We start from the raw sequence: 14802 nt of genomic DNA, 5'->3' as shown, positions 1-14802 counted from the left end.
GTCTACTTTATTCATGCTACAAAGATTTAGGACTTACCTCAAATTCACAAGCCTGAGTATTAAAGAGCTTGAGTAAGACTTAGAAGCACCTAAATATGAAAAACCACATATCAGGATATGTGGCTTCAATTGATGAACGATTCTTATTGAAGGTTATCGTTCATCATGTCGTAGAATTAGCATTCATTTTAATCTGCAAATTTAAACCATCAGTTTAAACAGCCACTTAGCGCTTAAAATACGACTTGATCTACATCAACCTCGACACGCTTAGTCGGTTTGTAATCGACATCGATTTCACCAACGATAGTCACAGGTGTTTTTGCAGAGATTGGTTTACCTTGCCATAATTCATCATCAATATCGACAGTGATCGTTCCTGTGTTATCGCGGAATTGATATTTTTCATCACCCACTGACTTCACGATATACCCTTTTAATTTCACTTTGTTATCATCTTTCAACGTCAATGCATGTTTAACCGACTGTGTCGTGGTTGGTGCAATCGCCCCTTGGTTCACTGTGGTATTCGCCATTGCAAAAGTCGTTGCACCAATTAAAGCTGTAGTCATCAACGTTTTAGAAAATAAGTTCATGTGATTTACCTCTTGTGTTGTTTGTCTATTTGATGAAGCTATTAAAACAAAGCAAGATGAGGTGAATCTTAAGACAATGCTTTTTTGATTAAATAAAATGTTAAACTAAATTCAATTCGTAATTAAAATTCTAATAATGAAAATAAAATTCCCATTAAGTTTTTTTAAATATTCAATACTATTGATTATATTGAATTTATCCTCTCATTTCAGTTATGCATCTCAGGTTTATAATTATTATGAGTTTGTGAAAAATAGGCATTTGCCTCTAGAAATTAAAAAACTCGTGAGCACTCAGGAGTTTATTGTTGATTTTAGTGTTGGACATGTAAATCAAGATCAATATTGGGATGTTGTTTTAGCAACAGTTTCAAACAGTGAATTAAAGCTAGCCAAACAACAAAACAGACTACCTCAACACCGAACCTTAAAAATATTCTTAGGCAATGGGGAGAATTGGAAACTTTATAATGAATATTATTATTTATTTCGAAATGAAGATGAACGTATCAAAAGCTCCTACTATGACTTTTACAGTATTGGGACTGACAATTTAATTTATTATCCCAAAAAAAGCCAAATTGGGATACCGACATCTGACCATAGTTTACGTAATGCAACAGGTGGTTTTAACCTTATGCAATCTTTTAAAAAGTATGGTTATGCAATCAGGTTTATTTGGGACAATGATTTAAATAATCTCGTGTATGAAGGAGCATTTGTCCACTCATATAAAAATGAAGAGAACAAACCAAATGAATACTACAATATCCTGAACCGCACGTGGGAACTTCCTGCTGATAGAAAAAACATCATCACCATTGATAACTTCTATATTGAACATCCTCAATTTGCAGATACAGTAAATTTAAACCCTCAACATTATTCAACTCCAAGAATTTCTGAAGAAACACATATGGAGATAGAAGAGTAATGTATAAATTAATCTTAGCACTCTCAATCTTACTCCTAAGTAAAACAAACCACGCCCAAAATTACGTCTATGTTCCGCAAGATATTCAAAAATTCATTGCACAAGGAGAAACTGTTTTATCGATTACTTACGGACCACTTACAGATTCCAAAGCTTTAGATGCCGTGATTGTTTCCATGGCATCTAAAGATGCTCAACAATTAAACTATGATTTTACTAAATTATACAAATACCCTAGAAAAATATATATTTTGCAGAATCAGGATCAAAAACAATGGAAATTGATTGCTAAGAATTCACTCCTTTTAAAAGCACTTGATGAGGATATTGATTATATCCAAAATGTGGATACGACTTTTTTTAGAACAGATGATAATAAATATCTCGTCTTAGATGTTGGTCGTGAAGGCAAAAATCATGCATTAGCTAATTCAATAGGCAATTTTAAAATTCGTTTTTCACCTAAAACCAATCAAGCCTATATCGTAAATGAATCCTATGTTTACTCTTCAGCTGATGGTGAAGAAAATTGTCATGTTTCAAAAGACTATTCATTAGGAAAAAAAGAATTTTCAACATTCAGAGACAATGAAAATAACTTAATCAAAGAATTAATTTCAAAACAAAAATGTGGTTAATGAGTACTCACCACATTAACTTTGGTCATTTCAAAACATCTAATTTAATGGCACAACCCTTAATACTTCTTCTAATGTGGTTTGCCCTGCCAAAACCTTACGTGCGCCAGCGATTCGCAAAGGTTCAACGCCTTCTTTCTTCGCTTGTTGGCGGAGTTGATCCAAAGTCGCATTTGAGCTAATTTTTTGCTTGGTGTCTAAAGTGACAGGCATAAACTCATAAATACCGATGCGCCCTTTATAACCTGTATGTCGACAGGCTTCACAACCCTTAGCTTGATAGATCTGACTTGGCATTTCCATCACATAATCAAAGGTCAAATGTTCCCATTGTTGAGCATCAATATTGCCCATCTCTTTACAAAGTGGACAAAGCTGACGTACTAGACGCTGAGCCAATATTCCCAGAATCGTTGCTGAGGTTAAAAATGGCTGTACACCCAAATCATGCAAACGTGTCAAACTCGAAGGCGCATCATTGGTATGTAAGGTCGATAAAACCAAATGCCCAGTTAATGCAGCTTGGATCGCCATATTCGCTGTATCTGCATCACGAATCTCCCCGACCATGATAATGTCTGGGTCTTGGCGCATCAGTGATCGAACACCATCTGCAAAACCTAAATCAATGCCCGTATTCACTTGCATCTGATTAAAACTGGGTTCAATCATTTCAATTGGGTCTTCAATAGTACAAACATTGACTTGCTCAGTCGCGAGCTGTTTTAAAGACGAATACAAGGTGGTGGTTTTACCCGAACCTGTTGGGCCAGTCACCAAAATAATGCCATGACTGTGTTTGGTTACTTCATTCCATTGATTCAGTAATTTATCGCCAAAACCTAACTGTTTAAAGCTTCGAACTAACACTTCAGGATCAAAAATACGCATCACTAACTTTTCGCCAAAAGCTGTCGGCAACGTCGATAAACGAAGCTCTGTTTCTTGACCTTTAGGCGTACGTGTTTTTAAGCGACCATCTTGAGGACGGCGTTTTTCTGCGACATTCATGCGACCTAAAATTTTAATGCGTGAAATGACCGCAGTCAGTGTATTTGCAGGCATGTTGTAAATCGTATGTAATACGCCGTCGATACGAAAACGCACTTTGCCTTTTTCTTTACGCGGTTCAAGGTGAATATCACTCGCGCCTTGCTCAAAAGCAAATTGGAGTACCCAATCGACCAGCTTAACAATGTGCTGATCATTGGCGTCTGGGTTTTGTGTATCCCCCAATTGTAATAACGCTTCCACACCTTTATTTTCACGGTCATAAGCAGATGAATTTTGTGATGAATTTACAGCACGACTGACTTGATAATATTCAATCAGATAACGTTGTAGTTGCTCAGGGCTGAGTAAGACTTTTTCAATTTTTTTGGGGCTTAAACTTTGTTGCAGATTGTTTAGCCAATCCCCAATATAAGGTTGGTCAGTTCCAATCAATACCTTATCCGCTGTGACTTCAACAGCCAGAATCTTATTTTTAACCGCAAATTCTTGTGACATGACAGCGGTTAAAGCTGCAACATCTGCTTTTAGTGGGTCAATCACGTATAGAGGAATATTTGTTTTAAGCGACAACCATTGACACAGTGTAGATAAGGTCAAACGCTTTTCAGGTTGTGCCTGATCACTTAAATTAAAATGGCTTATCCACTGTAATGGGTGCCATTTCAACTGTTCTCTTTGACGATGTGTGGTTTGAACTAATAATTTATCGCGTTCAGAAATACGCCCATCGCGTTGTAATTGTTCTAAACACCATGTTGTATCTATTTCAAAATTAAAGTTCATTTTTATTCGCCCCAAAACTTATGCAAACTATAACAAATTGTTGGAGATACAATAAAACCATTTGCATAGATATCTTTAATTTGCATAGATATCTTTAAGTTCAAATATCCTACGCCTCATTCTAAACCGTCATCAGATTAATCTAAGTTAAAAACCTATGCTTATGATCAAAATGTATATTTTAAACCAAGGTGATTTTGAACAAATACATCGTCATAGCTTAGCTTGGCGTAGTGAAGTGAAGTGAAGTGAAGTGAAGTGAAGTGAAGTGAAGTGAAGTGACTATGCCAAAGAAGTTGGTGATACCCTAAAACCTTAACTCCACGTCTAAATGATAAACGTCATTAATTAAAGAATATTGACCTTAGTCACTGAGAGAAATTTTCAGTTAAAGCTGAGTATATACAATGTCCAAAATTTGAATATGTTCAGCGCTTACACTGAATTTGACATTCAAATTTGCAAATAACATTCCATAGACTCTTGTTTCATCATGTTGATAAGCAGGTCGCGGGTCGAGTGATAGAACCGCTTCAAGTTCTGCAATATTTTGCAAACTGAGTTGCTTCATTTGTACGAGTAACTGTTGTTGCAAGATCGCTTCTTCAGACCATATCACTTCTTTACGGATCGGCTGTTGCTGTGCATAACCACTTTGAGCATCTATCACAGCATCAGAGTAGTGAATATAAGGCTTAATGTCTAAGATAGGCGTACCATCTAACAAATCACTCCCCGTAACATAGACACGTACAGATTTACCGACTTTTTTGACCTCTTTGAGCTGAACCACAGACAATCCCATCGGTGATGGTCGATACATACTACGTGTCGCAAACACCCCTATTTTCTGATTCCCACCCAAACGCGGTGGGCGAACTTGTGGTCTGAATTTATTTTCAGTATGCAGATTTTTATTCTCATGAAAATGCCAAATCAGCCAAAGATGACTGAACTCATTAATCCCTTCAAAAGCCAATAAATCGTTATAAGGCTCAACCATTTCGATGAAGGATTCCACTTGAACCAAATTCGGTTGCCGTGGAATTCCAAACTTTTCACGGTAAGGAGATCTTGTATACCCGATTATTGGCATTTTTACTTCAGTCATAATCACTTTTTCTGATAAGTTCAATTAAATATATTCAGTTTATCGAGAATGATTTTAGATTAGAATAGTAAGCTGTTCTAATTTGATAATTTATTGAGACCTTTAATGGCTGCTTTCAACGTCGAAAAGATTACTCACGTTCACCACTGGAATGACACGTTATTCAGTTTTAAAACGACTCGTGACACTGCGCTACGTTTTAAAAATGGTCAATTTGTGATGATTGGTCTTGAAGTCAATGGTAAGCCTTTAATGCGCGCGTATTCCATCGCTAGCGCGAACTATGAAGAAGAACTTGAATTCTTCTCAATTAAAGTTCCAGATGGTCCTTTAACATCGATCTTACAAAAAGTAAAAGTAGGCGACGAGATTTTAGTTTCTAAAAAACCAACAGGTACTTTGGTTCTAGATGATTTAAATCCTGGTAAAAACTTGTATCTTCTTTCTTCAGGTACGGGTCTTGCACCGTTTCTTTCTACGATTCGTGATCCTGAAACGTATGAACGCTTTGAAAAAATTATCGTGGTTCACGGGACGCGTTTTGTCTCTGAGTTGGCGTATCAAGACTTAATCGAAAATGAAATTCCAAATCACGAATTCTTCAGTGAGTTAGGCGCTAAAGAAAAACTAGTATATTACCCAACCGTGACTCGTGAAGATTTCCACACTCAAGGTCGTGTAACAACAGCGATTGAATCTGGTGATTTGTTCGAGAAGATTGGTCTTCCACGTTTCAACCCTGAAACTGACCGTGCGATGCTTTGTGGTAGCCCTGCTTTCCTTGACGATGTTGCCGCACTTCTTGACCAACACGGTCTGAAAGAATCTCCAAAAATGGGCGTTCTAGGCGATTACGTGATTGAACGTGCTTTCGTAGAAAAATAAGATTTAAATATCTGAAAAACCGAGCTTATTAGCTCGGTTTTTTATTGGACGATATTTTTGTTTTTACATAGAATGGTAAATACACAAATATAAAGAATATAAAACTTCATGACATTTCCAGATCTTAGTTTTGAACATTACTTACACCCCCGCCCAAAACCTAAAGGCATAGATGTTAAGTGTAGCCTTCAACATTTTGCTTTAATTACATATGCAATTGATCCTACTCGTTTTGAACATATTATTCCTAAACGCTTTAAATTAGACACGATTGAATATCAAGGTAAAACTTGTGCACTGATGTCTGTTGTACCATTTATAGATATCGACTTTACTTCAGCGGTTTATCCTTTCCCTAATTTTACCATGGGGCAAACCAACTATCGCGTATATGTAATCGATCAAACAACTCAAGAACGTTGCGTTTGGTTTATTGGTACAACTTTAGATTCATGGACAGTTGCTGTACCACGTTATATATGGCAATTACCTTGGTATAAAGCATCAATTAAATTCGATTGCATTCAAAATGAAGAAGGTTTGTACTCTCAATATAAAATGAAAACTTTAAGCGATTGGGCTGCATCTGTGGTTCATTTAGAACAATCAGAAACAGATTCATGGCAATTTGAAGGCTTTCCAGATCAAGAAACTTATCAAGTTTTCTTAACTCATCCTCTTGCTGGATTTTATCATCGTTTAGATGGAAAATTAGGAACGTATAGAGTTTGGCATGACCGTTTAAAGCCAAAACCTGCCAAACTTTTGCATGCAAAATTTGAACTATTAGAGCGTATGGGATTCGTGAATTTTGAAGATCAACTTAAACCTTATAGTGTATTAATTGAACCTATCAATGAATTTACGATTTATCTTCCACCGACAATTCTATAAACAAAAACCGAAGTTTTTACTTCGGTTTTCAATTTTCTTTTAATGGAATTGTTCAGACATCTATGACTTTATTTTGCTGACGTTCAGCCAGTGCTTGCTTAATCACCTGATATCCGCCCGTTAAACCTAAAACGGCCATAATCGTTGCAACAATTAAATCAGGTAACATACTGCCTGTGCCAAATACACCAATGGCAGCACAAATCACAGCAATATTCCCTATGGCATCATTACGACTACACAGCCATACAGACTTCATGTTTGAGTCTCCATCTCTAAAAGCATAGAGAAAAAATGCACACACGACATTTGCCACTAAAGCTAAGACACCAATTGCACCCATCGTAATCGCTTCAGGTGGAATACCAAGACTATATGCATAAATGACTTTAGCAATGACGACTAAACCAAATGTCGCCATCACAATACCTTTGATCAAGGCTACAGTTGCACGCCAATATAAACTCGCACCAAGCACTGCCAGTGAAACCCCATAGTTCACAGCATCGCCGAAAAAGTCTAAAGCATCTGCCCAAAGTGCTGAAGAGTGTGCATATGCTCCACCAATCATCTCCACAAAGAACATGGTAACGTTGATCCACAAGGCAATCCAAAGTGCAGTTCTAAATCGACTACTGGGCTTCTGTGGTACAGGTTCGTGACTACAAGTACATGCCATAATTGACCTCTTTTAAATTGATCTTGCTTGTATTAGTCTTATTCAAAACTATGGAGTAAGTCCAAGGTCAATCACTCATGAAAAAATATTTTTTGATTAAAGAATTCGCTAATTTAAGTGGCTTGAGTACCGACACTATTCGATTTTACGAAAAACGGAAATTACTCCAACCGAGCTTTCGTGGAGATAACAATTATCGTTACTATGATGAAAATATGCTCAAACGAATTATTTTTATTAAACGCTGTCGAGCTTTGGATTTAAGCTTAAATGAGATCGAAAGATTGATCGAACTTGAACAAAATCCTCAACAAAGCTGTCATGAAGTGAATCATATGATTGATCTACATATTCAGCAAACTACTGAAAAAATTAAGGAATTAAATAATTTCAAATCTCAACTAGAGTCACTACGCGCTTCATGTAATCAATCCACTCAGATTATGGACTGTGAAATTTTAAAGCGACTTGAAGCTTAAAAATCATGCGAATACCGACTAATTTACTAGGTTGAATCATTTTTTTTGTTCCCTACAATAAAGCCATAAATTTTCTAAGCCTTTACTGAAATGACTATTTCACATGTCACTGAGCTTCTCTCTCCTGCTGGTTCACTTAAAAATATGCGCTATGCCTTTGCCTATGGTGCAGATGCCGTGTACGCAGGACAACCGCGTTATAGCTTACGTGTTCGTAACAATGAATTTGATCATGACAACTTAGCGATTGGCATTCAGGAAGCACATGATTTAGGTAAAAAATTCTATGTGGTGGTCAACATTCAACCGCATAACTCGAAACTCAAAAATTTCATTCGAGACTTAACACCCGTTGTTGCTATGCAACCCGATGCGCTCATCATGTCAGATCCAGGTCTGATTATGATGGTGCGTGAACATTTCCCGCAGATGGACATTCACCTTTCAGTTCAAGCCAATGCGGTGAATTGGGCAACCGTTAAATTTTGGAAAAACATGGGACTGACGCGTGTCATCTTGTCTCGTGAACTCTCCATTGATGAAATTGAAGAAATTAAAAACCAAGTTCCAGACATGGAAATCGAAGTGTTTGTGCACGGCGCACTGTGCATGGCGTATTCAGGTCGTTGCATGCTTTCAGGGTACATGAATAAACGTGATGCCAACCAAGGTGCTTGCACCAATGCATGCCGTTGGGAATACAAAGTTTTAGATGCAAAAGAAGATGAAACGGGTGATGTGATTCCTGTTCACAATATTGAATCAAACTGTTGCTCAAAAGATGCAGATGAAATGCACATGCAACAACAGCATCAATTTGATCAGCCTGTCTTATTACAACGCAATCAAGAAGATATGTTTGCCGCTGAAGAAGATGAGCACGGTACATATTTTATGAACTCAAAAGATTTACGTGCTGTACAGCATGTGGATCGTTTAACGAAAGCGGGTGTGCATTCGCTTAAAATTGAAGGTCGTACAAAATCATATTTCTATTGTGCCCGTACTGCACAAATTTACCGCAAAGCGATAGATGATGCTTTAGCAGGAAAAAGTTTTGATCCAGCGCTGATGACTCAGTTAGAGGGTTTAGCAAACCGTGGTTATACCGAAGGTTTCTTACGTCGCCATGTCCATAGCGAGTATCAAAACTATGAACACGGCTCCTCCAGTTTTGATCATCAAATTTTCTGTGGTGAAGTGTTAGAACGTCATGGTAATTACATCAAAATTGATGTGAAAAACCGCTTTCGGGTCGGTGATTCTTTAGAGCTCATGACGACTTCGGGAAATATTACGTTCACATTAACTGAGATCAAAGACAAAAAAGGCAATCTGATTGAAGATGCCAAAGGTTCAGGACATATTGTTGAAATCCCTGTTCCCGCTGATGTTGATATGAATTTCGCCTTGCTTATTCGTAACTTACCAAATTCTACTGCTGATATTTCAGCGTCATCTTTGGCTTATCAAGCGGTTTAGGATTGAAAAATGGCTTTGCTCATTACTGACAAATGCATTAACTGCGACATGTGTGTCGCTGAATGTCCCAATCAAGCTATTTTTGAAGGCGAAAAAGTCTATGAAATTGATGTAAATCGTTGCACTGAATGCGTAGGATTTTATGAACACCAAACTTGTGTGGATGTTTGTCCAATTGAGTGCATTATTCCACATCCTGAACACGTCGAAACGAAAGTTCAGTTATTGGAAAAGTTTAAATCATTAAGTTTGTTTGGTTCGTAGGCTATTTGAATGTATAAGACCTTTATTTGATTAAATAGCTATCACTTAAAGAGATTTATATTCAGTTTTAAGCAATGCGGTATGGTCATTGCATTATAGGATTTGCATTAAATGGAAAGGTTTTGATCATAATCACTTAATAACGTCCTGAGGGAAAGTAGAAGAAAAGTGAAAACTAAAATAAAGCATGTTTAACATGAACAATAACGCAGTCAAAACCAGTTAAAGAATAATAACTGGCATAAAAATAATGAAAGAGGAAAGAAAAATGAAAGTGCGTGGGGACACTTTCATTTATAACGATAATAAGAATAGGAACTGGGATACAGCGACCCAAGTTCCTACAACATGAAAAATAAAAATCAATAAAAGCTTAGAAAAAGGTCAGCGTACGTGGGGATACGCTGACCTTTTCTTTATCTATTCTCTGAATCGCCTATTTTGATCCAAAAAAGTATGAAGATTTAGACTTAGATCTAATCGCTGATGAACAAATTCGATTAATGTCTCATCTTGGCTGCATTGACAGCTGGAGAAATTTCAAAATAAGCTAATGCTTGAGCAGTATTGCCCTCTGTTTCAGGATGATAACTTGGCGACACCCATCTTAAAACCGACTTTGCTAAAAAGGTAAATGTCGGCACATTTCCAGTTTTACGCCCTGTACGCTGTAATTCCCAAAGTATTTTGAATATATTGGCTTTTGCAAGTTTCTGCATGTCTTCCAAGCTGTCTTGTTGAGCGAGACTTCTCACGATATCCACCATTAAATAGATGAACATCGGAAATACGCCAGCCATCAACACTTGTCGAGAAATATAGAAACCGAGTTTGTTTTGGAGCAAATGATGAAATAAGTCAAACGCGACATTTCGATGTTCAACTTCTTCAGCTAAATGCCATCGAAACAAATCACTCATTTCCGGATCAGCATTATGCTTATCCCAATTGCCACTTTCATCTAAAGTCCATTGACCAATAATCCCCGTAAAATGCTCGATGGCAGCAATAATCCCTACACGTGCGATCAACCAATGTGATTCAACCCATTTATAATTGAAAATAGACAAATCAAAAGGACGATCAGCAAGCAATTGACCAAAAATAGTTTCAGCTGTTTTTAACCCTTTTTCTAAATCATAGTCATTCGCTTGCATAAACTTTTGACCGACAATATGGGCACGTGCATGAATGGCCTCTTGACGAATAAAAGCACGAACGTCTTCTGCTAACTTTGGATCAGTGATTGAACTCAATGCTTTATTGAACACACGGCAAAACCAGAATTCACCTGCCGGTAAAAGCAAATTTATCGCATTATAAGTGTGCGATGAAAATGGATCATTAGGAATCCAATGTATTGAAGATTGATCAAAGTTAAAATCAACAGCACGCGGGGTAATTTTAATTGCAGGAGTATTCAAGCCATGCTCTCATTATCTTTATTTTAGAGTTATATTAAACAGATGATTTGAGATGCAATTGGCTTAATTTTTTTAAAAATAGAAATAATGACCAACTTAAACGTAAACTGAAACCTAAACTAAAATCCTTCATGCTTACACTGATGCATTAGCAATAGATTTAGCATGAACAACTCGCATCATTATGAACTCTTCATATCTCTAAGGTTTTCACCAATTTTTCTCTACACCATGCTTCAATGTCTAGCGTCAATTGATCTACATTTAGCGGACTCACAAAATAATAATCTAAGGCTTCCAGCCCCAATGGAGAGACCTGAACTAAGCTTGCATTTTTAAGATAGTGTGCCACTGCGACTTTACTCAACAATGCAACGCCTTGACCTGCCAATACTGCTCGTATAGCGTGACCCTCTTCATTGTAGAAAACCTGTTGTTGTGACGAATCAATGTGTAGATCCTGTTGTTGATACCACTTTTGCCAATTTATACGTTTAGGACAGTACTCATCTCCCCATGAAAAGTGGATCAGTGGCACAGCATCCCATTGAACTGGCTCTTTGAGTAAGGAAGGATGACTCACTGCAATATATTCATCTTTCGCCAATAAGTTTGATCTGAGATCTTGATAGCCCCCCATACCATACCGAATAGCAAGATCATATTGCCCAGTATGCATATTCATCACATCGTAGCTGGCATGAACTCTAAACATCACTTCAGGATAAAGCCTTTGTAACTCTGGTAAATAGGGAATCAGCCATTCTGTTGCATAAGTTGGAATCGTCGTAATCGTAAATAATCGTTGTTTATGTGTTTGAAGATGGTCAATGGCTTGCTGAATCTGTGCAAAACCTGCTTGAACATGTTTAAGTAAGAATTCCCCTTCAGCAGTCAAAATAATTTTTCGTGTTCTTCTTTCAAATAATTTGAGCTCTAAAGCTAACTCTAATTTCTTGATTCTATGACTGAGTGCTGTCGGTGTTAAATGTAAACGCTCCGCAGCTTGTTTAAAACTTAATTGCTCCGCGACATATTGAAAAGCCAGTAATTGCTCAAGGGAATATTGGATTTGCATAGCGGTTTTAATTTTTATAGATGAATCAAATTCAGTTATAACATACATTTTAATCGTTTGTGACCTGATGATCTGAATCCCATACTTGAACTGAAATTTTCATTCGAGTAAAAGCATATGACAAATATTTTAAGAATTGATGCAAGCCCACGTACAGGCATTGCAGGTCAAGTTCCTCATGGATCTCAAACAAGAAGACTCACCGAATTATTTGTCAATACTTGGTTATCCAAAGCAGCTGATAGCGTAATCAAGCATCGTGATGTAGGAAAGAATCCCCCTAAGTTAATTGATGAACAATGGCTCATCTCTCAGTTTGGTTATGCAAAATCTAAAACTGAAGCACAACAGCATCTTGCACTCAGTGATGAATTGATTGAAGAACTTCATTGGGCAGATATTATTGTTGTAGGCGTACCGATGTATAACTTTGGACCGCCAGCGCATCTAAAGGCATATATCGATAATATTGTTCGTATCAATATCACCTATCGTTTTGATGAAGCACTTAATCAACCCTATATTGGCTTATTAAATAATAACAAAGTCATGGTGATCTTATCTTCGCGAGGTGGACATGACTTTGATGATGATGCTCCATTTCAAAACCATGTAGAGCCTTCGATTAAAACCGCTTTCAACTTTATCGGGATTCAGCAATTTCACGAAATCGCAATTGAATACCAAGAATATGGCGGCGATATGCTCGCTGAATCTATTTTAGAAGCAGAAGCCAAAGTGAATGAGCTAGTAAAACATTTACAAATCAAGAATAAACTCTAAGGCATAAAAAAAGGAACTTGGATGTTAGCGTCCGAAGTTCCTGTAAAATGAGCGTATCAAATAGATCTGATACTTTTTAATTTGTTTCATGGTCAACATCCTTGGGATATTGACCATGCAGTTTAAGCATTACTGCCCAGAACGGATCATATAATCAAAAGCAGACAGAGACGCTTTTGCACCTTCACCCGTTGCAATGATGATTTGCTTATAAGGCACAGTGGTACAGTCACCCGCAGCAAACACACCTTTGACATTGGTTTCGTTGCGCTCGTTGATGATGATCTCACCACGATTGCTTAACTCAACCTTCGAGTCTTTTAAGAAATCCGTGTTTGGCAACAAACCAATTTGAACGAAGATCCCGGCAAGCTCTACAGTGTGCTCAACATCAGTTGTACGGTCTTTGTATTTTAGTGCTGTGACTTGTTTGCCATCACCGACCACTTCAGTCGATAAGGCATTTTTGATCACAGTGGTGTTCGGTAAGCTGTTCAATTTGTCTTGAAGTACTTGGTCCGCACGTAGTTTGGTATCAAACTCAACCAAGGTTACATGCTCAACAATACCCGCAAGGTCAATTGCCGCTTCTACACCCGAGTTACCCCCACCGATCACTGCAACACGTTTGCCTTTAAACAGTGGACCATCACAGTGTGGGCAGTACGCCACACCACGGGTACGGTATTCAGCTTCACCCGGTACATTCATCTCTCTCCAACGCGCACCTGTAGACAGGATCACGGTTTTCGATTCAAGTTTTGCACCATTTTCCAAAGTCACTTCAACATTACCGTAAGTGGTTTGGTCTGCACCCACAATCGATTTCACTCGTTGTAGATTCATGATGTCGACACCATACTCACGGACATGTGCTTCCATTTCAGCTGCAAACTTAGGACCTTGAGTCTTTTGAACTGACGTGAAGTTCTCAATGTCCATGGTATCCATCACTTGACCGCCCATGCGCTCAGCCACGATCCCAGTACGAATGCCTTTACGAGCCGCATAGATGGCTGCGGTATTGCCCGCAGGACCACCCCCAATCACCAATACATCAAAGGCTTCTTTGGCATTGAGCTTCTCCGCATCTTTCGCAGCAGCGTTGGTGTCTAACTTGGCAATGATTTCTTCCAAAGTCATACGCCCTTGACCGATGTGTGCGCCATCTTGGAACAACATTGGAACGGCCATGATTTTACGTTCTTCGACTTCGTCTTGGAAGAATGCACCATCAATCATGGTAGCTGTAGTGCCTGGGTTGTTGATCGCGATTAAGTTCAAGGCTTGAACCACGTCAGGACAGTTATGGCAGCTGAGTGATACAAACACATCAAAGTTTGATTTAATGCCTAAGTCTTTAATTTGAGCCAACACTTCATCAGAAACTTTCGGTGCATAACCAGAAACTTGTAGCAAGGCCAAGATCAAAGAGGTGAACTCATGACCCATTGGAAGACCCGCAAAGAATACACGTGGTTGTTCACCTACTTTTGCAATTCCGAAACTTGGTGCACGGCTGTTAGTTCCGTCAAAACGCGCAGTCACCAGTGCAGACAATGCCGCCACTTCTTCAACCAGTTCTTTAATTTGATTTGATTTATCTGTGCCATTTAAGGTTGCCACGATTTCAATTGGGCTTTCAAGGCGTTCAAGAAGTGTTTTGAGTTGTGCTGAAGTATTTTGATCTAACATTGCTAACGTCTCCAAAGGAGTAAATGTTTATTTGATAAATGAATCATAGCCAAATCTTATAAA

15 protein-coding genes are annotated in these 14802 nt (G+C 38.0%); 8 read left to right on the top strand and 7 right to left on the bottom strand.

The window, feature by feature from the left end:
- Positions 1 to 233: 233 nt before the first annotated feature.
- Complete coding sequence (locus tag AC5YD2_RS13380) at positions 234 to 596, bottom strand: NirD/YgiW/YdeI family stress tolerance protein (RefSeq protein WP_496126815.1); 363 nt, start codon at positions 594 to 596, stop codon at positions 234 to 236.
- 136 nt (positions 597 to 732) lie between these two features.
- Between AC5YD2_RS13380 and AC5YD2_RS13375 the strand changes: the two genes are divergently transcribed.
- Both AC5YD2_RS13375 and AC5YD2_RS13370 read left to right on the top strand, forming a co-directional pair.
- On the top strand, positions 733 to 1530 hold the full coding sequence (locus AC5YD2_RS13375; RefSeq protein ID WP_496126814.1) for a hypothetical protein: 798 nt from the start codon (positions 733 to 735) through the stop codon (positions 1528 to 1530).
- Entirely contained in the window at positions 1530 to 2168 is a 639-nt protein-coding gene (locus tag AC5YD2_RS13370; RefSeq protein WP_496126813.1) for a hypothetical protein, read from the top strand. The genes AC5YD2_RS13375 and AC5YD2_RS13370 overlap by 1 nt, the downstream gene beginning before the upstream one ends.
- Positions 2169 to 2207: 39 nt before the next feature.
- On the opposite strand, the gene tfpB is transcribed toward AC5YD2_RS13370, so the two are convergent.
- A complete protein-coding gene (gene tfpB / locus AC5YD2_RS13365; RefSeq protein WP_496126812.1) occupies positions 2208 to 3965 on the bottom strand; it encodes a type IV pilus assembly ATPase TfpB in 1758 nt (585 codons plus the stop codon).
- Between the two features lie 388 nt (positions 3966 to 4353).
- Complete coding sequence (tsaA, locus tag AC5YD2_RS13360) at positions 4354 to 5076, bottom strand: tRNA (N6-threonylcarbamoyladenosine(37)-N6)-methyltransferase TrmO (protein WP_496126811.1); 723 nt, start codon at positions 5074 to 5076, stop codon at positions 4354 to 4356.
- A 105-nt stretch (positions 5077 to 5181) separates the two neighbouring features.
- Between tsaA and AC5YD2_RS13355 the strand changes: the two genes are divergently transcribed.
- Both AC5YD2_RS13355 and AC5YD2_RS13350 read left to right on the top strand, forming a co-directional pair.
- The gene (locus AC5YD2_RS13355) at positions 5182 to 5961 is read left to right on the top strand and encodes a ferredoxin--NADP reductase (RefSeq protein ID WP_496126810.1); all 780 of its coding nucleotides are present in this window, start codon (positions 5182 to 5184) and stop codon (positions 5959 to 5961) included.
- Between the two features lie 108 nt (positions 5962 to 6069).
- Positions 6070 to 6855 carry a DUF2071 domain-containing protein gene (locus tag AC5YD2_RS13350; protein ID WP_496126809.1) on the top strand — a complete coding sequence of 262 codons (786 nt, stop codon included), beginning with the start codon at positions 6070 to 6072 and terminating at the stop codon, positions 6853 to 6855.
- 52 nt (positions 6856 to 6907) lie between these two features.
- Here AC5YD2_RS13350 and AC5YD2_RS13345 read toward each other — a convergent pair whose 3' ends face one another.
- Positions 6908 to 7534, bottom strand: a complete 627-nt coding sequence (locus AC5YD2_RS13345) for a cation efflux transmembrane domain-containing protein (RefSeq protein ID WP_496126808.1) — start codon at positions 7532 to 7534, stop codon at positions 6908 to 6910.
- 77 nt (positions 7535 to 7611) lie between these two features.
- Here AC5YD2_RS13345 and AC5YD2_RS13340 point away from each other — a divergent pair, with 77 nt between their 5' ends.
- From AC5YD2_RS13340 to AC5YD2_RS13330, 3 genes are all read left to right on the top strand, one after another.
- A complete protein-coding gene (locus AC5YD2_RS13340; protein WP_496126807.1) occupies positions 7612 to 8013 on the top strand; it encodes a MerR family DNA-binding protein in 402 nt (133 codons plus the stop codon).
- Positions 8014 to 8103: 90 nt separating this feature from the next.
- Positions 8104 to 9495, top strand: a complete 1392-nt coding sequence (trhP, locus tag AC5YD2_RS13335) for a prephenate-dependent tRNA uridine(34) hydroxylase TrhP (protein ID WP_496126806.1) — start codon at positions 8104 to 8106, stop codon at positions 9493 to 9495.
- Between the two features lie 9 nt (positions 9496 to 9504).
- A complete protein-coding gene (locus AC5YD2_RS13330) occupies positions 9505 to 9759 on the top strand; it encodes a YfhL family 4Fe-4S dicluster ferredoxin (protein ID WP_496126805.1) in 255 nt (84 codons plus the stop codon).
- Between the two features lie 500 nt (positions 9760 to 10259).
- Here the strand turns inward: AC5YD2_RS13330 and AC5YD2_RS13325 are convergent, their stop codons facing one another.
- A complete protein-coding gene (locus AC5YD2_RS13325; RefSeq protein ID WP_496126804.1) occupies positions 10260 to 11183 on the bottom strand; it encodes a metal-dependent hydrolase in 924 nt (307 codons plus the stop codon).
- A gap of 193 nt (positions 11184 to 11376) precedes the next feature.
- Positions 11377 to 12309 carry a LysR substrate-binding domain-containing protein gene (locus AC5YD2_RS13320; RefSeq protein WP_496126803.1) on the bottom strand — a complete coding sequence of 311 codons (933 nt, stop codon included), beginning with the start codon at positions 12307 to 12309 and terminating at the stop codon, positions 11377 to 11379.
- A gap of 69 nt (positions 12310 to 12378) precedes the next feature.
- On the opposite strand from AC5YD2_RS13320, the gene AC5YD2_RS13315 reads away from it, so the two are divergent.
- Positions 12379 to 13044 (top strand): FMN-dependent NADH-azoreductase, encoded by a 666-nt coding sequence (locus AC5YD2_RS13315; protein ID WP_496126802.1) that lies wholly within the window; start codon positions 12379 to 12381, stop codon positions 13042 to 13044.
- A gap of 129 nt (positions 13045 to 13173) precedes the next feature.
- Here AC5YD2_RS13315 and ahpF read toward each other — a convergent pair whose 3' ends face one another.
- Positions 13174 to 14739, bottom strand: coding sequence for an alkyl hydroperoxide reductase subunit F (gene ahpF / locus AC5YD2_RS13310; protein ID WP_496126801.1), 1566 nt, complete (start codon positions 14737 to 14739; stop codon positions 13174 to 13176).
- Positions 14740 to 14802: the final 63 nt, after the last annotated feature.

It is taken from the genome of Acinetobacter sp. CY73, assembly GCF_059515865.1.
Note: the sequence above shows the minus strand (reverse complement) of the source record. Positions and strands in the feature narration are given on the sequence as shown.